Origin of the sequence: Flavobacterium panacagri (assembly GCF_030378165.1) — a bacterium.
In the GTDB taxonomy this organism is placed as follows: Bacteria; Bacteroidota; Bacteroidia; order Flavobacteriales; family Flavobacteriaceae; genus Flavobacterium; species Flavobacterium panacagri.
Map to the genome: position 1 here is coordinate 2350388 of NZ_CP119766.1, position 21697 is coordinate 2372084.

Annotated in this window: 15 protein-coding genes; 6 read left to right on the forward strand and 9 right to left on the reverse strand. The window is 33.1% G+C overall.

The genetic code is table 11. The features are described 5' to 3' along the window. Positions 1-4: 4 nt before the first annotated feature. Positions 5-1447 carry an alpha-amylase gene (locus P2W65_RS10610; RefSeq protein ID WP_289665448.1) on the reverse strand — a complete coding sequence of 481 codons (1443 nt, stop codon included), beginning with the start codon at positions 1445-1447 and terminating at the stop codon, positions 5-7. A gap of 463 nt (positions 1448-1910) precedes the next feature. On the opposite strand from P2W65_RS10610, the gene P2W65_RS10615 reads away from it, so the two are divergent. After that, positions 1911-3344, forward strand: a complete 1434-nt coding sequence (locus P2W65_RS10615) for a peptidylprolyl isomerase (RefSeq protein ID WP_289665450.1) — start codon at positions 1911-1913, stop codon at positions 3342-3344. 78 nt (positions 3345-3422) lie between these two features. Continuing rightward, positions 3423-4376 carry an AAA family ATPase gene (locus P2W65_RS10620; protein ID WP_289665451.1) on the forward strand — a complete coding sequence of 318 codons (954 nt, stop codon included), beginning with the start codon at positions 3423-3425 and terminating at the stop codon, positions 4374-4376. Positions 4377-4410: 34 nt separating this feature from the next. Here the strand turns inward: P2W65_RS10620 and xrtN are convergent, their stop codons facing one another. Both xrtN and P2W65_RS10630 read right to left on the reverse strand, forming a co-directional pair. Next, the gene (xrtN, locus tag P2W65_RS10625) at positions 4411-5652 is read right to left on the reverse strand and encodes an exosortase N (protein WP_289665453.1); all 1242 of its coding nucleotides are present in this window, start codon (positions 5650-5652) and stop codon (positions 4411-4413) included. Then, positions 5652-8150, reverse strand: a complete 2499-nt coding sequence (locus P2W65_RS10630) for an XrtN system VIT domain-containing protein (RefSeq protein ID WP_289665454.1) — start codon at positions 8148-8150, stop codon at positions 5652-5654. Before P2W65_RS10630 ends, xrtN begins: the two co-directional genes overlap by 1 nt. Positions 8151-8573: 423 nt before the next feature. Here P2W65_RS10630 and P2W65_RS10635 point away from each other — a divergent pair, with 423 nt between their 5' ends. From P2W65_RS10635 to P2W65_RS10645, 3 genes are all read left to right on the forward strand, one after another. Beyond that, complete coding sequence (locus P2W65_RS10635; RefSeq protein WP_289665455.1) at positions 8574-11345, forward strand: bifunctional aconitate hydratase 2/2-methylisocitrate dehydratase; 2772 nt, start codon at positions 8574-8576, stop codon at positions 11343-11345. A gap of 125 nt (positions 11346-11470) precedes the next feature. Next, the gene (locus P2W65_RS10640; protein WP_289665456.1) at positions 11471-13735 is read left to right on the forward strand and encodes an aconitate hydratase; all 2265 of its coding nucleotides are present in this window, start codon (positions 11471-11473) and stop codon (positions 13733-13735) included. A gap of 301 nt (positions 13736-14036) precedes the next feature. Then, entirely contained in the window at positions 14037-15203 is a 1167-nt protein-coding gene (locus P2W65_RS10645; protein WP_289665457.1) for a C40 family peptidase, read from the forward strand. Positions 15204-15206: 3 nt separating this feature from the next. Here P2W65_RS10645 and P2W65_RS10650 read toward each other — a convergent pair whose 3' ends face one another. The 5 genes from P2W65_RS10650 to P2W65_RS10670 form a co-directional block, all read right to left on the reverse strand. Further along, a complete protein-coding gene (locus P2W65_RS10650; protein ID WP_289665458.1) occupies positions 15207-15590 on the reverse strand; it encodes a response regulator in 384 nt (127 codons plus the stop codon). Then, on the reverse strand, positions 15580-17004 hold the full coding sequence (locus P2W65_RS10655) for a sensor histidine kinase (RefSeq protein WP_289665459.1): 1425 nt from the start codon (positions 17002-17004) through the stop codon (positions 15580-15582). The genes P2W65_RS10650 and P2W65_RS10655 overlap by 11 nt, the downstream gene beginning before the upstream one ends. A gap of 382 nt (positions 17005-17386) precedes the next feature. Next, positions 17387-18145, reverse strand: coding sequence for a methyltransferase domain-containing protein (locus P2W65_RS10660; protein WP_289665461.1), 759 nt, complete (start codon positions 18143-18145; stop codon positions 17387-17389). 35 nt (positions 18146-18180) lie between these two features. Beyond that, a complete protein-coding gene (locus P2W65_RS10665) occupies positions 18181-18525 on the reverse strand; it encodes a hypothetical protein (protein WP_289665462.1) in 345 nt (114 codons plus the stop codon). A gap of 101 nt (positions 18526-18626) precedes the next feature. Continuing rightward, positions 18627-19025 (reverse strand): DUF5958 family protein, encoded by a 399-nt coding sequence (locus P2W65_RS10670; RefSeq protein ID WP_289665463.1) that lies wholly within the window; start codon positions 19023-19025, stop codon positions 18627-18629. Between the two features lie 234 nt (positions 19026-19259). Between P2W65_RS10670 and P2W65_RS10675 the strand changes: the two genes are divergently transcribed. After that, entirely contained in the window at positions 19260-20669 is a 1410-nt protein-coding gene (locus P2W65_RS10675; RefSeq protein WP_289665464.1) for an APC family permease, read from the forward strand. Between the two features lie 258 nt (positions 20670-20927). Here the strand turns inward: P2W65_RS10675 and P2W65_RS10680 are convergent, their stop codons facing one another. Continuing rightward, on the reverse strand, positions 20928-21671 hold the full coding sequence (locus tag P2W65_RS10680) for a hypothetical protein (protein ID WP_289665466.1): 744 nt from the start codon (positions 21669-21671) through the stop codon (positions 20928-20930). Between the last annotated feature and the right edge of the window lie 26 nt (positions 21672-21697).

Genomic DNA, 21697 nt, shown 5'->3' on the forward strand with positions numbered 1-21697 from the left:
AAAATTACTGATTAATTGACCAAATTGAATATCCTTTTGGAGGACATTGTATTTTTACCCATTTATCGGCTTGTGTAGTTGGATACCAAGAAGAATTTCCTGTAAAATCTTTTATTTGGGTGTTAGCCCAATTCGTCTGAATCCATCTTTCCTGCCAAACATCTGAATTATTAATGTAAACAACCAAACCAGGATTTCCATTGTAACCATTTCTTCTTGCCACATATTCATCATTATCAGAATATAAAATAGAAGTCGTTCCTGTGGCTTTGTTGTTATGGATCCAGATTAGATTGTTCAGTTTGTTCTTGTCCAGCCATTCTTCATAATCTCTGTAAAAGATTGTTGGATAGCCTTCATGCGTTAATATATACGAGTACGCTAACATTTTGCTCCAAATTTCATCAGTATCATGATTGGTTACAAAAGTTACGGCTTTGTACGGATTTCGTTTCCACATCATATCATCGTTCAAAAGAGCAAGATTGTTTCCATCAAAAGCATCATTCATTTTGTAATAACACGCAAAGTCAAATACTGAACTGTTGGCACTGTTTGCCCAGTCATTTAAAACGTTTACATTCGAATCCCATAATTCTCCAACAGAAAATCCTCCAACGTTGGCATTCCATGCATTCACAACCCAAGCACCGAAGCCTTTAACATAATCAAATCTCCAGCCATCAAATTTCATAGTATTTTTATAGTATTTACCAACCCCATCAGCTCTAATCCATAACCAGTCTTTTACGTAAGGATCTGCATGGCATAAATCAGGAAATCCTCCAAATGAGCCTTCATCATTATTGCCATAGTTATTTTTGTAAAAATTAGCATAAGTCCTTTTAAATTTACCTGATGCAATTCCACTAAAATTAGTCCATGTATTAGTACCAGTAAAAGGGTTCGCTTCAGATTGTCCGCCGCTGTTGTGATTGATTACAATATCTGCATAAACTTTAATATTTTCATTATGGGCAGCTGTAATTAAACTTACCAACTCAGCTTTAGATCCAAAACGGGTTTCAGTACTTCCATTTTGATTGTAATCTCCAAAATCAAAGTAATCTGTAGGATCATATCCCATAGAAAAAGCTCCGTTCTGCGCTTTTGAAGCAGGTGGAAGCCAAATAGATCCAATTCCGGCATTACCCCATGCGATTACTTTACTGCTTACAGTGTTCCACCAATTTCCTCCTGCAGGAACATCCCAGTAAAAAGCTTGCATCATAACACCTCCACCAGGATTGTCAATATATTTTCCCGTAAACGAAGAATTTGAAGTTCCTGTACTAAAAGGTTTTCCATCGTGATGCGTAACATCGATCATTTTAAATTTTTGACTTTCCGCTCTTGCGTCAGTTTCATTGATTTCAGTTTGAGAGCATGAATACAATAATCCGGAGATTATAATTACCATGCATAGTTTTGCAATAGGTTTTTTCATAATAGATTGTGGTTTCGTTAAATAGTTTTTTTGTAATTAGTAATTTATTTTATGCTAAAAACAGAGATATTGTCATTTTTAGACGTCGTAAATTGATAATTACGTATCTAAAGTATGTTTTTTTTGATGCGGTTTTAATTTGTGAGAAAATTACTTTTAACGAAAACGTTGTAGTGTTGAGAAGTTTTTTTTATATCGCTTATAATTAGTATTTTATTTAAACAATAAATCAGTTCATCAGAAAGTTTTAGCTGGTTTCTAATGAACACTAATTGAAGAAGATCTCAGTATCCCATAATTTTTTGTTAATAGTATATCAGATAGTTGTATTATGTAATTGAATTGTTATTTTTGTTCGTTATAAGTTAGAAAAAGAACTATACTTGAATTATTTATGTTTAAGACATACTAATTTGGGAGGATTATCTAAAAACAGGCTTACATTCAAATAAAATTTAAAATAATGTTATTAAAAAAGTTCCAGCTAAAAACAATTGACTACAAGTTTGCTTTAGCAATTTGTTTTTTCCTTTTTTGCGCTCCATTTATCACAGCACAAGAAATAATTCCCGATGTTGTTGCTCAGAAGCCAGTTGAAGCACCTACTGGTGGGAAATTAAAAATCGACGGAATTATTGCAACCGTGGGAGATTATATTGTTTTAGATTCTGATATTGACAAAGGGTTTTTAGAAATTACTGCGCAAGGAGGATCTATAAAAGATATTACTAGATGTCAAATGCTTGGGAAACTTTTAGAAGATAAATTATATGCTCACCAAGCAATTCAAGATAGTATTATTGTGAGTGATGCCGAAGTAAGAGGTATGATGGAAGAGCGTTTGAATTACATGACGCAACAAGTAGGTGGAGATATCAATAAAGTGGTTGAATATTATAAAAAAAGTTCTGTAGAGGAATTTAAAACTTATTTTGCAGACATCTTGAAAGAGCAGAAACTTGCTCAGGAAATGAGAGATAAGATTATTAAAGATGTTGAAATTACGCCAGAGGAAGTTCGTAATTTCTTTAAGAAAATACCAAAAGAGGATTTGCCAACTTTTGGAGCTGAAATGGAAGTAGCACAGATCGTTGTGGAACCTAAAATCTCAGCAGAGGACAAGAAGAAAGTTATTGATAGATTAAATTCTATAAGACAAGATGTATTGGATGGATCTAGCTTTGCTACAAAGGCCGTTTTATATTCTCAAGATCCTGGATCTTCTCCAAATGGAGGTTATTATAAAATGACAAGAAAAACTCCGTTTGTAAAAGAATTCAAAGATGTTGCTTTTAGTTTGCAGGCAGGAGAAATTTCACAGCCATTTGAAACTACTTTTGGTTTTCATATCATTATGGTGGAGAAAATTAAAGGACAGGAAGTTGAACTTCGTCATATTTTGATCTCTCCAACAGTTTCTGAAGCTGCTTTAAAAGAAGCAAAAGAAAGAATTACTAATATTAGAAATAAAATTGTTGGCAATGAGATTTCATTTGCAGATGCTGCAAGAACAGAATCTGATGAAAAAGAAACAAGAGCAAACGGAGGAACTTTGGTAAATCCTACAACTCAAGATACTCGTTTTGAATTGACGAAAATGGATCCAACTCTATACAGCCAAGTTTCTAATTTAAAAGGAAATGAGGTTTCTCAGCCAATTTTAAATACAGACGATAAAGGTAAAAAGACTTATAAACTTATTACAGTTACAAACCGAATCGAAGATCACACTGCAGATTATGCTAAAGATTACACAAAAATTAAAGAATTAGCTTTAAAAGAAAAGCAGATCAATGCAATTGCTAAATGGTTTGATAATAAAATCAAAGATACTTACATCAAGATTATTGGCGAATACAAAGAATGTGAATTCGCGAACAACTGGTTGAAAAAATAATTTTTATTAAATAAATAAAAAGAGTTAGTTTTATGAATTCATAAAACTAACTCTTTTTAATTTTAAATACACTCATAAATGTCTGACGTAACAGCAATTCAAAATTTAGTTCAAAAAAGAAATGAATTAAAAAAAGAAATAGCGAAAATAATTGTAGGGCAGGACGCCGTTGTAGATCAAATTTTACTTTGTATATTTTCTGGAGGACATGCACTTTTGATAGGTGTTCCAGGACTTGCAAAAACTTTAATGATTAATACTTTATCTCAAGCTTTAGGTTTAGATTTTAAAAGAATTCAGTTTACACCAGATTTAATGCCTTCTGATATTTTAGGAAGTGAAATTTTAGATGAAAATAGAAATTTTAAATTTATAAAAGGACCAATTTTTTCTAATATCATTTTAGCGGATGAGATTAACAGGACTCCACCTAAAACGCAAGCAGCTTTACTTGAAGCGATGCAGGAACGTTCGGTTACAATTGCAGGACAGCATCATAAATTAGATTTACCTTATTTTGTTTTAGCAACTCAAAACCCTATTGAACAAGAAGGAACATATCCTTTGCCAGAAGCTCAGTTAGACCGTTTTATGTTTGCCATAAAATTAGAATACCCGACATTTGAAGAAGAAGTACAAGTGGTAAAAAGAACCACTTCAGATTCAAAAACGGTAATTAATCCATTATTTTCGGCTCAGGAGATTATCGATTTTCAGCATTTAATCCGTAGAATTCCTGTTGCAGATAACGTTATTGAATATGCAGTGACTTTGGTAAGTAAAACGCGTCCTGATAATGCTTTGACAAACGATTTTGTGAAAAATTATCTAGATTGGGGAGCAGGACCAAGAGCTTCACAGAATTTAATTTTAGCTGCAAAAGCACATGCGGCATTTAATGGAAAGTTCTCGCCTGATATTGAAGATGTGCAAGCAGTTGCAACCGGAATTTTGCGTCATAGAATTATTAAAAATTATAAAGCAGATGCTGAAGGAATAACAGAAGAAGTTATTATCAAGAAGTTGATGTAAGATATTTAAAGCCTGATTTTTAATCAGGCTTTTTTTATTTCAGTTCTTTAATGCTTGTCTCGTTTATTAAACGTACCGTTTTGTTGTTGAAAAGTTTTAGCAGTAAAACTGTGATCAGTGAAGTATACTTTTTATTATCATATTCATACCACCAGTAAGAGAAATAGCTAACATTGTTCTTTTCCATTTTTGTCAGCCATATTCTTTCATTGTTTTTACTGATTTCTTTAGATTCAATAATTTTATACCCATTTCCTGTCCAGCAGATTAAAGGTTTGTGAATTGGAGTTTTTATGTAAGTTAATGTCTCAGGAGTTGTAATTTTAAAAACTTCATTATTTATCCAAACACCATTTTTAAGGTTGTATGAAGAATCTAGATTTTCTAACAAAGAATAGTTTTGCTCTTTTTGAATCTCTAAGCTGGTCATAAACAAAATTCCCGTGGCAAATAGTATCGGTATAAATTTTGGCTGAATCATGTTGCTGCTTATTTCATCTTTTTTTGGAATAAAAAATCGGATAAGAAATAAAAGGGGAACGATTTGATAAAAAATAAAACACATAATTCCGATCGTATGATGTAAGATGTTTTCCTCCGTGCAATTGAACAAAATCAGAGTAATGATTCTGAAATAATTTGAAATTATATTCAGAATAATTAATGCACTGCAAAAGATTAAAATTTGCAGTATATTAAAATGTTTTTGTTGTTTTCGTTCTTCTAAAGTCAGTAAAAATGCACCTGAAAGTAATCCAGTTTTAAACATTGATAAGCCCATGCAAGCGGTATCGATAGAAATCTTTGCATTATCAATGTAGAAATTGACTCCTTCTATTTTTGTTATTGGGATAAAGTTTTTTAAAGTATAATATACTCCGTAACAAAGTGTCTGTTTTATTTCGACAGTTAAATAATTAAACAATTGATCGAAAATAGAGGAAAATAAAAAGAGGCATATAAAAGCAATAAAAGAAAATCTTTTGGTAAAGCTATAATAAACAAAACATATAAAAAGCAATAAAGCATGAAAATGCAAGGATTTTGTATGTAGTCTGTAGCTTATAAATTCCAATAAAAAAATCATTGTAAGAAGAGGGTAGCTCAATTTTAGAGTGGTTTTTCTTCCCGCAAAAAGAAATAATAAAATAGAAAAAATGATTCCGAAGAAATTATTGTCCAGTCCAGCTAATGCAATAGTATGGTTCATGACCAATAAAGTGGCAATAGCAAGAATAGCAATTGATTTCTTATAAGATTGTAACAAAACGGTCATTATGCTTTTCGAGTTTTGATTTTTCGATAATAAAATAAAAGTGTGGTTAAACCAATAATGATCATTATCCATTCGTGTGGCTCTGGAACTGCACCGTCATTTTTAATGGAGGCATTTCCTAAAGTATCAACATTCTTTTCGATTCCGTTCTTTTTATAATCTTCATCGGTTTCCAAGACAATTAAAGACGAAATAGGAGTTACAATGTTGGCATCTTTGGCTAGCGTAACATATTTGTTTACAGCCAAAGTATCGTTCTGGATTTTTACTTGTTCTTCTAAAACTTTTCCGAAAGCATACATTCGGTAAATATGATTTGGCCCGTCTTTTTTAGAACTACTTTCTTTAGTAGTTTCTTGAATTGAAATACCGGCAGGCTCGATATTTACTGAGTTTTCTTCTGTTTTGTATACTGCAAACTGGTTTTGTTGGATCATCTTTAAACTATTTTGAAGTGTAGTCTGATAATAATCAACATATTTTTGTTCTTTGATGGTTTGCCAAAACGGATTAATTTCTGCTGAAAGATTAATCACTTTTAAATTTTGCTGCTGCGTTCCGATTCTTATTTTATTTAAATACTCAGATCCATTCAGTTCTTCAAAATTGGCAGAAAACGCACTTGATTTTGTAATGATTAAGCTGTTTTTGGTAATCTTATAAAGTGGTAATAATGAATAGTGCAGGTTTTGAAATTCGGACTGAATGGTTTTGAAATTATCTCTATTAATGGATTTTTTCTCTTTGTCTTGATATACATAAATATACTTTCCAGCTAAATTGACAAAAGATTCTATCTCGTTTGAATTCCAATTGCTGTTTAGATCTAAAATAATTTCTGATGCTACAAAAGGAACAATTGCTTTTTGAATTTCGTTTATTTTATAGGTCTTGTCTTTCCAAGTGAATGAACTCGTTTGGAATGTTTTGTTTAAAGGTAAAACAGCTTCCCATTCTTCTAGCCCTTTTGAATTATTGATGTAGAAACCATTTTTTAATTCAAAGTTTTTAGTGGTTTTGACTTTTGTGTTATCAGTAATTTGAATTCGGGAAAGAGTAGAAGCATTAGAGCTATTAGGTCCCTTTATTGAGATACTTTGGTATTTCATTTCTGTTTCGCCTGTCTGTAATGGAGTTGTAAAACCGCATTTAAAAGTTCTTGGTTTTTCGTAACTTACAGGAAAAACGCGAACTACAATTTTGTTTCCTTCTTTCCATTGCATTAAAGATGGGTCACGGCTTTCTACGCCAACAATTTGTCTGTAGGCGGCCTGAGCTTTTTCTTTTGTGGTCAAAACTCCTTTTCGTTCAATGCCGTCTACCCATAAAGAAAGCGAAGTGGCTACTGAACCTTCAGGAAGTTGAAAAGAATAGATAGCTTCCTTATCTTGCCAAGATTCTTTCTTGCAGGCAATATCTATGGTAATTTCTGTATAAGCTAACCTTGAGGCAGGATAAATTTTCACATCTTCTTTTATCTCTTTAGTGAACAAGTCTTCACCGCTCCATAATTGTTCTTCAGTTTCTAGCCTTTTATCGAAGTTTGATTTTAGTATGTTAATTTGATCATTGACACTCAAATTGAGATTATTGCAAAAGGAATATGCAATGGTGATAAACGGATTGTGAATTTTTCTTTCGTTATATTGGCTGCCTCCAAATGAATCAAAACCTCTAAGGCTAAAGAAATCCTCCTGACTTTTATAAACAATATCCTTTTTAAGTAAAATTTCATTAAAAAAGTTAGGTTCTAGATGTTGTGAAATCCTAATGTAAGCAGGCAGATCTTCATTATAATCAAATGATTTTGAAATTTGATTCTGAGTGATTCTTTTACTTTCACTATTTAATCGGAATGCAAAAGCAAACAAAGCAATTAGTATACTTAAAATACCAGTACAAAATGAGATGAAGTATTGACTGTCTTCATGGAACAATTTTACAAGTTTTATCAAATGAATCAATGAAATTAGGGCAGGAACTAAACCATAAAAACCTAATCCTAAAAGTAAAATTGTAACTACTGAGATTATAGATATAGGAAGCAGGTATAATGTGTAATATAGTATTATAGTATAAGATAATCCATTTATAAAAAAAAGGATTAATGTGGTATTGCTCTTATTTTGTGTGTTGTAAATGAAAAAATTTGAAAAGCAAAAAAGTAAAGTAACGAGATAAACCCAGACAGGCAGATTTTCAAAAATTGGAATTAAAATGTTTAAAGAAAAACATCCAATCAGCCAGTTTAAAAATAAGAAAGGAATCAGATGAATATATTGTTCTCTTTTTCTCAAGATCATAAAGGAAACAGTTACGCCATATATAAATTCAAAAATCAAATTTATTTGGCATAAAGGTTCTGCACTACGTGAACCAGAAGCTGTAACGGTTAAAATTATGCTAAGTAAAAGCAGGCAAAAAGATGTTACGTTTAAGCTAAGTGTTACTCCATCTTTTTGAGTAAATTCTTTAAATTTTTCAAATTTGTATTTCATAGTGTTATGTTTTTAAAAGAACTTTGAATTGCAAAGTTATAAGAAAAAATGAATTATAAACATTTTGGAAGTTTTTTTTTAATGAAAGATTTCTGTAGATAATATAAGCTAAAAAGGGAGAAAGCAGTCGGTTAAAATCGCAACTATAACGTTATAATTTATTATTTAGAACCGTTCTTTGTGAAAATAGAAGTAAAATCTCACTTAGTTCGTAACATTAAATTTCGACTTTGTTAAAGAAAAGATTTTAAAATATGAAAAAATCATTTTTTTAATATATAATTGGTTTTTTGTCAAAAACAAGCATTGAAAATCGTTTTTTAACAATAATAATTTTTGAAAACGCGACTTCTATTATATTTTTTTTAATTCTCAGCTTTAATCTTTAAATTTGCGTACAAAAAAAAATACTTCTACTTAATTATGAATACTTACAAAGATTACATTCAAGAAATTGAAGAAAGAAAAGCCTTAGGTCTTCATCCGAAGCCAATTGATGGAGCTGAATTAGTAAGCGAAATCATTTCACAAATCAAAGATTTAGATAACGAATATAGAGAGGATTCTCTTAAGTTTTTTATTTACAATACATTGCCAGGTACTACAAGTGCTGCTGGTGAAAAAGCGAAATTTTTAAAAGAAATTATTCTTGGGCAATCTGTAGTAAAAGAAATTACTCCAGCTTTTGCTTTTGAATTATTATCACATATGAAAGGTGGACCTTCTATTGAAGTTTTACTGGATTTAGCTTTAGGTAATGATGCTGCTATTGCGAAAGAAGCGGCAAAAGTGCTTAAAACACAAGTTTTCCTTTACGAAGCAGATACAGATCGTTTAGTAGAGGCATTCAAAAATAATAATGAAATTGCTAAAGAAATCCTTGAGAGTTATGCTCAAGCTGAATTTTTTACAAAACTTCCAGAAGTAGCTGACGAAATTAAGGTAGTTACTTTTATCGCTGGTGAAGGCGATATTTCAACAGATTTACTTTCTCCTGGAAATCAAGCGCACTCACGTTCAGACCGTGAACTTCACGGGCAGTGTATGATTACGCCTCAAGCACAGCAAGAAATTAAAGCGTTACAAGCACAACATCCTGATAAAAGTGTAATGTTGATCGCTGAAAAAGGAACAATGGGAGTTGGATCTTCTAGAATGTCAGGTGTAAATAACGTGGCACTTTGGACAGGAAAACAAGCTAGTCCTTATATTCCTTTTGTTAACATTGCTCCAATTGTTGGAGGAACAAACGGAATTTCTCCAATTTTCTTGACAACTGTTGACGTTACTGGTGGTATAGGTTTAGACCTTAAAAACTGGGTTAAAAAAGTAGATGCAGAAGGAAATGTTATTCGTAACGAAAACGATGAACCAATTCTAGAGCAAACATATTCTGTTGCGACAGGAACTGTTTTGACTATTAATATAAAAGAGAAAAAACTTTATAATGGAGATCAGGAATTGATCGACATTTCTAAAGCATTTACTCCTCAAAAAATGGAATTTATCAAAGCGGGTGGTTCTTATGCTATCGTATTTGGTAAAAAATTACAAACATTAGCCGCAAAAGTTTTAGATGTTGAGGCTCCGTTAGTTTATGCTCCATCAAAAGAAGTTTCTCATGAAGGTCAAGGTTTGACTGCAGTTGAGAAAATCTTCAACAAAAATGCTGTTGGAATCGCTCCAGGAAAAGTATTGCACGCTGGTTCTGATGTTCGTGTAGAAGTAAACATTGTAGGTTCTCAAGATACTACAGGTCTTATGACAGCTCAGGAATTAGAGTCTATGGCAGCTACAGTAATCTCGCCAATCGTTGATGGTGCTTACCAATCAGGTTGCCACACAGCTTCGGTTTGGGATAAAAAAGCGCAGGCTAACATTCCTAAATTGATGAAATTTATGAACGATTTCGGTTTAATCACAGCTCGTGACCCGAAAGGTGTTTATCATTCAATGACAGACGTAATTCACAAAGTACTTAACGATATTACGATTGATGAGTGGGCTATCATTATTGGTGGTGACTCTCACACCAGAATGTCAAAAGGAGTTGCTTTTGGTGCTGACTCAGGAACTGTGGCTCTTGCATTAGCAACTGGAGAAGCTTCTATGCCAATTCCAGAATCTGTAAAAGTTACTTTCAAAGGAGATATGAAAGGGTATATGGACTTCCGTGATGTGGTTCATGCTACTCAAGCGCAAATGCTTCACCAATTTGGAGGAGAAAACGTATTCCAAGGAAGAATCATTGAGGTTCATATTGGAACACTTACTGCTGACCAAGCGTTTACATTTACAGACTGGACTGCTGAAATGAAAGCAAAAGCTTCTATCTGTATTTCTGAAGATGAAACTTTAATCGAATCATTGGAAATTGCAAAAGGCAGAATCCAGATCATGATTGATAAAGGAATGGATAACGATAAACACGTTCTTCAAGGATTAATCAACAAGGCAGATAAGAGAATTACTGAAATTAAATCGGCTGAAAAACCAGCTTTAACTCCAGATGCAAATGCTAAATATTATGCTGAAGTTGTAGTTGATTTAGATCAAATTTCAGAGCCAATGATCGCGGATCCAGATGTAAATAATGCTGATGTTTCTAAAAGATATACTCACGATACCATTAGACCTTTATCTTTCTATGGAGGAGATAAAAAAGTAGATCTTGGATTTATCGGATCTTGTATGGTTCACAAAGGAGATATGAAAATCCTTGCTCAAATGTTGAAAAATGTTGAAGCACAAACAGGTAAAGTGGAGTTTAAAGCGCCGCTTGTCGTAGCGCCACCAACATACAACATTGTAGATGAACTTAAAGCTGAAGGAGACTGGGAAGTTTTACAAAAATATTCTGGTTTCGAATTTAATGATGATGCTCCAAAAGGTGCAGCTCGTACAGAATATGAAAACATGTTATATTTAGAGCGTCCAGGCTGTAACCTTTGTATGGGTAACCAAGAAAAAGCAGCAAAAGGAGATACAGTAATGGCAACTTCAACTCGTCTTTTCCAAGGAAGAGTTGTAGAAGATAAAGAAGGTAAAAAAGGAGAGTCTCTTCTTTCTTCTACTCCAGTTGTGGTATTGTCTACAATTTTAGGAAGAACTCCTACTATTGAAGAGTACACTGCGGCAGTTGATGGTATTAACTTAACTAAGTTTGCGCCTTCAAACAAATCGTTAGTTATGTAATCTTACGATTATTGATATATCAAAAGCCCGAGCTAATAAACTCGGGCTTTTTCTTTTATACCTCCTCTATTTTTTGTAACTTAGAAAGTTCAAAAAAAACAGAAAACAAACAAATTACAAGACTTATGGCTTTTGATATCGAAATGATTAAGAAAGTGTATGAGAACATGCCTTCACGTGTTGATAAAGCACGTGAGCTTGTTGGACGTCCACTTACTTTAACTGAGAAAATTTTATACAATCATCTTTGGGACGGAATGCCGTCTCAGGTGTTTAAGAGAGGAGTTGATTACGTTGATTTTGCACCAGATCGTGTGGCTTGTCAAGATGCAACAGCACAAATGGCATTACTGCAGTTTATGCATGCTGGAAAATCTAAAGTAGCAGTTCCAACTACTGTTCATTGTGATCACTTGATTCAAGCAAAAATAGACGCTGCAACCGATTTGGCCAGAGCAAAGACGCAAAGTAATGAGGTCTTTGATTTCTTATCATCGGTTTCGAATAAATACGGAATTGGCTTTTGGAAACCGGGAGCAGGAATTATCCACCAAGTGGTGCTTGAAAATTATGCTTTCCCAGGCGGAATGATGATTGGTACCGATTCTCATACTGTAAACGCAGGTGGTTTAGGAATGGTGGCAATTGGTGTTGGTGGAGCCGATGCTGTTGATGTAATGTCAGGAATGGCCTGGGAGCTTAAGTTTCCTAAATTAATCGGAGTTAAATTAACTGGTAAATTATCAGGCTGGACTGCTCCGAAAGATGTTATTTTGAAAGTGGCTGGTATTTTGACTGTAAAAGGAGGAACTGGTGCTATTGTTGAATATTTTGGCGAAGGAGCAACAGCAATGTCTTGCACAGGAAAAGGGACAATTTGTAATATGGGAGCAGAAATTGGAGCAACAACTTCAACTTTTGGTTACGATGCATCAATGGGGCGTTACCTTCGTTCTACAAATCGTGCTGAAGTTGCAGATGCAGCAGATAAAATTGCTCCATACTTAACAGGGGATCCTGAAGTGTATGCAAATCCAGAACAATATTTTGATCAGGTTATTGAAATTAACTTATCTCAATTAGAGCCACATTTAAATGGGCCATTTACACCAGATTTAGCAACTCCAATTTCTAAAATGAAAGAAGAAGCAATCAAAAATAACTGGCCATTGCAAATTCAAGTTGGTTTAATTGGTTCTTGTACAAACTCTTCTTATGAAGATATTTCTCGTGCAGCTTCTTTAGCAAGACAAGTTGCTGCTAAAAACTTAAAAACAAAAGCGGAGTTTACTATTACTCCAGGTTCTGAAGTAGTTCGTTCGACTATAGAAAGAGACGGATTTATTGATACATTTCATAAAATTGGAGCAACTGTTTTTGCAAATGCCTGCGGACCATGTATTGGTATGTGGGACAGAGAAGGAGCAGAGAAAGAAGAAAGAAACACAATCGTTCACTCTTTCAATCGTAACTTTTCGAAACGTGCAGATGGTAACCCTAATACATTAGCATTTGTGGGATCTCCAGAATTGGTAACCGCAATGGCTATTGCGGGTGATTTAAGTTTTAATCCTTTAACAGATAAGTTGATTAATGAAGATGGAGAAGAAGTAATGTTGGATGCTCCAACTGGAGATGAACTTCCTGCTAAAGGTTTTTATGCAGAAGATCCAGGATTTCAGGCTCCGGCTGCTGATGGTTCAGGAGTTCAGGTAGTGGTTAATCCAACTTCTGAACGTTTACAATTATTAGCTCCATTTGATGCCTGGGACGGTAAAAATATCACAGGTGCAAAATTGTTAATCAAAGCATTCGGAAAATGTACAACCGACCATATTTCCATGGCAGGGCCGTGGTTGCGTTTCCGTGGACACTTAGATAATATTTCTAATAATATGTTGATTGGTGCTGTGAATGCTTACAATCAAAAAACAAATTCGGTTAAAAATCAATTATCTGGACAATATGATGCTGTGCCTGCTGTAGCAAGAGCTTATAAAGCAGCTGGAGTACCGTCTATTGTGGTTGGAGATCATAACTACGGAGAAGGTTCTTCTCGTGAACATGCGGCTATGGAACCTCGTTTCTTAGGAGTGAAAGCTGTGTTAGTTAAATCATTTGCTCGTATCCATGAAACAAACCTTAAAAAACAAGGGCTTTTAGGATTGACTTTTGCAAACGAAGCAGATTATGATAAAATAGAGGAAGACGATACAATCAATTTCTTGGATTTAACAGAGTTTGCTCCAGGAAAACCATTAACATTAGAGTTTGTCCATGTAAATGGTACAAAAGACATTATCTTGGCAAATCATACTTACAATGCTGGGCAGATTGGTTGGTTTGTGGCTGGGTCTGCATTAAACTTAATTGCGGCTGGAAAAGCTTAATTTTTAAGTTTCAATTATAACTCAAAACGCTCTGTGGAAACGGAGCGTTTTTTATTTTAGATCAATTTTTAGAGAAAATTCACCTCTAATTATAAAGTTTTGAAATTCAGTTAAGAAGCTTTTTTAGATATTAACTAAGCTTTAAATTTGAGCTTTTGACAAAAATTAGTTGTTAAAAAACGAGGTTTTTTTACTTTAAAAAGTTAAATTCGCCATGCACGTAATAAAAATGATTTTTTTGAGTTTAAAAATTAATGTTTTTGAGCTCTTGAAATAGTAATAAAAATGTAATTCAAGAAATATGGTTTATAGGATAATAATAGTACTGTTTTTTTTTAGTTTTGGAGCCTTCGCACAGGAAAACTTTGTAAAGCACAAAATTTCAAAAGGAGAAAACCTTTCTGTTATTGCTAAAAAATATGGGGTAAAAGTAAAAGAGATTACCGATGCTAACCCAAATGCTCCTAAAATCTTAAAACTAAATTCGACGCTTTTAATTCCTAATAAAAATAAAAGCACTTCTAAGGCGAAGCCTAAAACTACTGAACTTGCTTTAAATAATACTTCTTCTAATAATACTTCTTCTGGAACACATGAAGTGGCTGCTAAAGAAACACTTTGGGGAATTTCAAAAAAATACAATGTTTCTGTTGATGATTTGAAAAAAACAAACCCACTTTTGGAAACAGAGGGGTTGAAAATAGGACAACAGATTGCCATTCCTTCCAATACAATTGCTTCGGTTGATGAAAAACAAAATCAGGATGTTCCAGAAATTGTTTCAACAGATGTAGAATTGTTTAGAGAGGTTAAAGCTAAAGAAACAAAGTATGGCATTTCTAAAGAATATGGAATTACGGTGGCAGAATTAGAGCGCCAAAATCCTTCAATTAAAGGGAAAGTGCCAGTTGGATATCTTCTAAGAATCCGTGTTCCAAAAGAAAAAGCAGATGCAATTCAAGCAGCTCAAGCAGGGCAAACAATTAATGAAACGGTTGTTTCTTCTCCAGTTCAAATAGCAGAAACGGCGCCAGAAATAAAAAGAGATTCTACTTTTGTAAAAGTATCAACAGGATCTCACTCAGAATTAATCGATCAGCTTATAGCAAGTGCAACTGAAAATATCGGAACACGTTATCGTTCTGGCGGTACTACAAAAGCAGGTTTTGATTGTTCAGGATTAATGTTCTGTACTTTTGGTAACTTCGATATTAAACTGCCAAGAAGTTCAATAGAACAATCTCGAATAGGAACTAAGGTAGCTTCAGACGAAGCTCAAAAAGGAGATTTAATTTTCTTTAAAACCAACGGAAGACGTCATATAAATCATGTTGGTATGGTCGTTGAAAATATCGATGGGGAAATTAAATTTGTCCATTCATCAACACACGGAGGTGTAATAATCTCCTCTACAAAAGAACCTTATTACACTAGATCATTTTCTCAAGTAAATCGTGTTTTAGAATAATTTTTAAACAAAAGTCTTTTGCAATAATTCCAGTCTGAAAGGTTTATTCCAGAAATCAGAAACATACTTATTTTCTTTTACTTTCCTAATTTCGTCACTATCTAAAGTAGAAGAAAGTACAAAAATTTCAATTCTATCTTTTATCATTTCTGGCAGTTTAGCAAATTCATCTAAAAACTCAAAACCATTCATAATAGGCATTTGAATGTCTAAAAGAATAATCAAGGAATGATGATTTGGATTCTTTATAAGCCAGTCAATACCTTCTTTTCCATTATTAGCAGTGTAAAGTGGATTAATATCTAATCCTTTTTTAAGTAATTTTTTAGTGACAAACTGATCAATTAGGTTGTCTTCTATGATGATAAATTGAGATCTAAACGGCATGTGAGTTAGGTATAGTTACAATAAATTTACTTCCGACATTGCTTTCCGAAAAAACAAAAATGTCTCCTTTGATATTTTCGACGGCTTCTTTGACAATATATAAGCCTAATCCGGAACCTTTATTTTTGTTAGTTCCAAAGTACATATCAAAAATATTTTCTTTATGTTCGTCATGAATTCCGATTCCGTTATCTGCGATTTCAATTTTATTTAAACCTTCACTGAAGTAGGTTTTAATAGTAATAAACATTTCTTGTTTACTGCAATCGGCATATTTTATAGCGTTTGAAATTAGATTGTTGATAATGATTTTCAAACGAAGGCCGTCACTCTCAATTTGATCTACTTGAAGCTCCTGAGTGAATTTGATTCTACTGGCATTTTCAATATGCATTAATTGTAAAATAGCTTCGTTAAACAATTCCTTTAAACTAACGAGCTCTATGATTATTTCTTTTCTTTTGTTCTTAGAATAATCAATGATGTCACTGATAAATTGATCTTGACGAGCCAGACTTTCATGCATCATTTGAAGATAATTTCGAATCTGATTTACATCATCCTCTAAGGCTGTAATTTCGATTAAGCCTTTTAAAGAAGTGATTGGAGACCTCAAATCGTGTGAAGCACTGTAAACAAAACGATCTAGTTCTTTGTTTACAATTATTAAGTTCTCATTTTTAGCCTCAGTTTCTTTTTTAGAAACAACAAGCCTTTTTACCATAATGGAATAATACAGGCATACACTGCAGATTATGACCAAGATGAAGAAGATATTGGTAAAAATTAATAAGTCTTTGATTTTTCGTGTTCCTTCTCCTAATGTATTTGAGAAATTTCGTTCATTAATAGTTAATTGATCACTAATTATACTAATTTCTTTCATAAACTTTTTTTGATCTGTACCAGTCAAAATTTCACGATCTATTTTAGCGTGAATTTGTTGGCCAATTACAAAAAGCTTAACAATTTGTTTGTCGCCTTTCCCCCATTCGTGAATAGCCTTAGATAAAAAAGAAACATTTTTAAAGTTGTCAAAAAGCCAGATTACATCATCCAAGTCGTCTTCATGATTTCGGCCAGTTAAAAAACCTTTTCTGGCCACTTGATTGTCTCCTGCTTTTAGCAAAGTGATGCGTGCAATTCCATCTCCCTGTGGCACTTTTATTTCCTCAAGAAATGATTTCCACTGATTTGGATTTTGTGTATATAGATAACTAATAAGATGTCTCGATGCATCTTTTTGTCCTTTAGAATAATGAGATTCTCCATTGACGTAAGCCCGGTTTGCCGATAAAATTTTAATGGTAAAAAAATTGATGCAGATGAGTAACGCACAGGAAATAAAAACGATTAGAATAAGAATGAAAACATTCGGAAAACGAAAGTTTTTTAAAGCTTGTAACTTAGACATAATCTTATAATTAGTAGGTTAATAATAAAGTGTCTTTATGTGCTTTTTTTTAATCTGAAAACAATCTTATTTGGGAAAGGTTGTTTAAAATTTAAATTAAACACTTGTTAAAATTATCGGCGCTTAAAAAATAGATTTGGAATGATTCTCTCAAATATAGTTAAATTTATCTTATAAGTTTTACAAAAAAATGAGTTCAAATTGAAAATTTTTTAAACTAATTCTTTTTTGTTTAACATCTTGTTTGGTAGTTATTTATGTTGTTTATATCTTTTATTGAAGTCGAATTAGATTTTGACTTTCCAAATCTGGAAGTGAATAAAAGACAAAAAATAGAAAGTAAAAAAAAGAAGTTGAGGTTTTGTCTGTCTCAATTAATTGATTAAAATTTGGCATAAATGATTAGTCTTCTGAAGGCATAAATGGCAGGAACATTTGGAAAATAAGTGTTTATTCTTTTTTTAAATTCAGCAGTTAATTCTTCAAATTCGCCTTCTTTTAAACGCTCTTGATAAACGGTTAAAGCGGAGCCGGAAATAAAATCGAAAAAGTCATCTTGGGCGGTAGAAATAATAGGATATACTTTTTCGTATATGACCAAATCTTCTCCGCCATTTTCAAAAAGGATTTTAGCATACTCATCTAAAGTCAGAACTGGCGAAGGCCTTGTCCAATTATTTAAATAAGAAGCGAAAGGTTCTTCCTGTACCAAGTTTAAAAGTATTTTATTGAGAATATTTTCATTCTGCTGAGGCATTTGAACTGCCAGTTGTCCACCTGAATTTAGACGGGAAATAAGCTTTGGAAAAAGTTCATAATGATTGTCAATCCATTGTAATGCTGCGTTTGAAAAAATAAGATCCCATTTGACTGTATCGTTTAGCTGCTCTAAAATTGGTTTTTCTTCAAATTGAAGATTTGTTTGAATAGGAGCTTTGGCCAGCATTTCAGCTGAGTTATCTATTCCAAGAACTGTTGGATTAGTTAATTTTTCGGATAGTTTCTTGGTTAGTTCACCAGTTCCGCATCCTAAGTCAATGACTTTTAGGTTGGGCTTATCGATAATATGACTTGTCAGATCGTCAAAAGGTTTCGAACGTTCTTCTTTAAATTCATTGTATTTTTTTGGATCCCAAGTCATAATTATTGTTTTTATTTAAAGTTAAAAAAAAAACTTTAACGTGTAAAAACTAAAGGAAGAGATTGTCCCATTTGCTTAAATGTTCCTGTAATAATTTGATTCTTGTCAAGAACTCCTTCGTATTCGATTGTTAGATTATCAACAGTAAATTTTAATGTTGAATTTTCAAACGTGGTTGAAGTAACAGGTATTCCAAGTGCTTTCTGATCAGGACTGTCTAAAGTAGCGGTTAATTTGTTTTCTGATTTTGTAATATGTAGCACAAGATTTAGTTCTGCACCAGGAACTTTTAGAACACCTTTCCAGTTACCCGTAATATCTTGGGCAGACATACTTACTACAGCGAAAAAGAATAAAAGAGCAAAATTGACTTTTTTCATGAGTTTGAAGTTTAAAATGAGAAACAATATTCTGTGTGATAATTCTGAAATAAAATTAAGGATTTAAATCTATTAAACCTTTGAAAAGTTGAATTTTAAAGTTATTCAAGCTCATGCCAAAAATGACCGCACCCATTTCTACACTCGGTATTCCTTCTTTCTGTATCAGTAATTTTAAAAATCCAAAGTAATGAAATTATTATTTTTCGATTTTCATTTTCAGGAAGTGAAGCCAATTTATTAAAAGCATTTTTTGTTGGAAAACTTTTAAGAATCACAATAGGTGTATAAGTTGGTTTTAATGGAATTGTATGTAATGCCATTTGATACACTTGTGAATTGTAATCTGTTTTGTTTGGAATGGAATTGAAAATATAAAGATGAAGTGTTTTAAAAAGTTCTTCGAAAGAATAATTGTTATCCAATAAAAGCTGAACTCCAAAATCGAAATCAATTTTGTTTTGAGCAATTTTATTGATTAATAATTCGTGGTTTTCCATTGAATAAAAATAAAACTTTATCTCAAATAATTTATTGAAAATTTCTTCTGAAAATGAGTTTGCGTAAGGGATAGAAACGGCATCCTTTTATGGCGGGGTTCGCCATAAAAGATATAGTGGATAGCCCGACCCAGAGGGATACGCCCAAAAAGACTTTAGTAATCTGAAATCTATGATCTAAAATCTAAACTGTTGAAAAAAAGTATATCTTTAACCAACACTAAACCAATAAAAATGCAAGAAAACGACCAAGAAAATTTTAAAAGAGAACTCGGATTATTAGACGGAACCATGCTTGTAGTAGGTTCTATGATAGGATCTGGGATCTTTATTGTAAGTGCCGATATTGCCAGACAAGTCGGATCAGCAGGATGGCTGACGCTTATCTGGCTGATTTCTGGATTAATTACAATTATTGCCGCTGTAAGTTATGGCGAATTGAGCGCTATGTTTCCAAAAGCAGGTGGACAGTATGTTTATTTAAAAGAAGCATATAATAAACTTATTGCTTTTTTGTACGGATGGAGCTTTTTTGCCGTAATCCAAACTGGAACAATTGCTGCTGTTGGAGTAGCTTTTTCAAAGTTTGCAGCCTATCTGTATGAACCTTTTAGTGATGAAAATATATTGTATGAATTAGGTTCTTTTAAACTCAATGCAGCACAGTTAGTGTCTATTTTTACTATTATTTTATTGAGTTATATCAATAGTCGCGGCGTAAAAGATGGTAAAATTTTACAGACAGTTTTAACAATCATTAAAATTTTGTCTTTGCTTGGACTAGTAGTTTTTGGATTAACGCTTGGCGCAAAAGCTTCTATTTGGGAAGCCAACTGGGCAGATGGATGGATTACCCGTACATTTGATAAGGACAGTGGTTCTTGGTTACCAATAAGTGGAACGGCATTAATTTCTGGGATTTCCGCTGCGATGGTTGGCTCTTTGTTCTCAAGTGATGCTTGGAACGGTGTTACTTTTATTGCTGGTGAAATTAAAAATCCAAAACGTAATGTTGGATTGAGTTTATTTCTAGGAACTTTTATTGTAACAATAATTTATGTTTTAACGAATATTATGTATCTGGCGGTTGTTCCTTTTGATGAAATAGCGACAGCAAAATCGGATCGTATTGCTGTGGTGGCGGCACAATATATTTTTGGAAATATTGGAACACTGATTATCGCCATAATGATTATGATTTCGACTTTTGCCTGCAATAACGGGTTAATTATGGCGGGAGCAAGAGTGTATTATACCATGGCAAAAGATGGATTGTTTTTCAAAAAAGCGGCTGTTTTAAACAAGTCAAGCGTGCCAGCTTGGGCACTTTGGGCACAATGTATCTGGGCCTCGGCTTTGTGTCTTACAGGAAAATATGGTGATTTGTTAGACTTTGTAATTATAATTGTTCTGATTTTTTATATTCTAACAATTTATGGAATCTTCATTTTGCGTAAAAAAATGCCAGATGTTGAAAGACCTTATAGAGCTTTTGGATATCCGTTTTTACCAATGCTTTACATCATTACAGCGACAGCAATTTGTATCTCGTTATTAATTACAAAATTTTCAACCTGCGGATGGGGAGTTTTGATTATGCTGACAGGTATTCCAGTTTATTATCTAACGAAACCTAAAGAATAGTTTTTTTGTTTCATGTTTTACATTGAAGCAGAAGAAATTTATAAATAATTAAAGCGCCTTGATGATTTCAAGGCGCTTTTTTTGGAAACAAACTCTAACCAAAATTAATGAATATATTCTATGGAAAACTAGCAGGATATTGAATTATAAAAGCCCATTGACCAAACCAATTAATCAGGATTGTGCTGATTTTTTTAACTATGCGAATTAGTTAAATTGCCTAAATAATCCGTTTTTCGTTGGGCTTTATACTCTTAGTTATTTAACAGAATAAGGGAGCGAAAGATTACCGCTGGCAACGTTATAAACCTTGTAAACCCCCAACATTGGTTTTGCTCCGTCGCCTTCGTGCGAGCCTCCTGCCCCCGTATTAACTTCCATATAACAGGTTACAGCATCGAATTTGAAATTTGTTTTATTGTTAATTCGAAAATCTGGAACGATAACTTTTATGGAATTTCCTTTTGTAACGATATTAAAACCAGGACTATCCATATACATCGCCATTCCGGGATTTGTTGGAGGAAGCACGACATTTGGATCTCCCTTGGTAAATTCTTTAACCGATAGTCCGCCACCAACACGTTTGTCTTCTACCAGTAGAACCCAGTGCGCATGCCAGACTAAACCATCATTAAGATAATTTCCGTCTAAATTTTCATCCCAAAGCGGTGTATCTTCAAAGTCAGGATGTGAAGTTAAACCCAAAGCAACAATTCCTTCAACCTGACCGAAACCGATATCAGATGATTTTAAAGTCGTTGGAAAAACATAGGCAAGAACAGGAGCTCCATTTAATTGTCCAACGGGTTTAGGCATGGTATTGCCTGCTGTTCCTTCTACTTTAATATCCCAGACTGTAATTCCTAAATCGGCTTTGTGTGTTATAGAGGCAGATTTTATCTTGAAGTCACTATTGTTATAAGTGCCGCATTTATCACAGGCTTTTGAAACAGTATAATTAAAAAAGAGGATTAGCGAAATAAGGATTGATTTTTTCATGATGTATGTGGTTTAATGTTAATTGA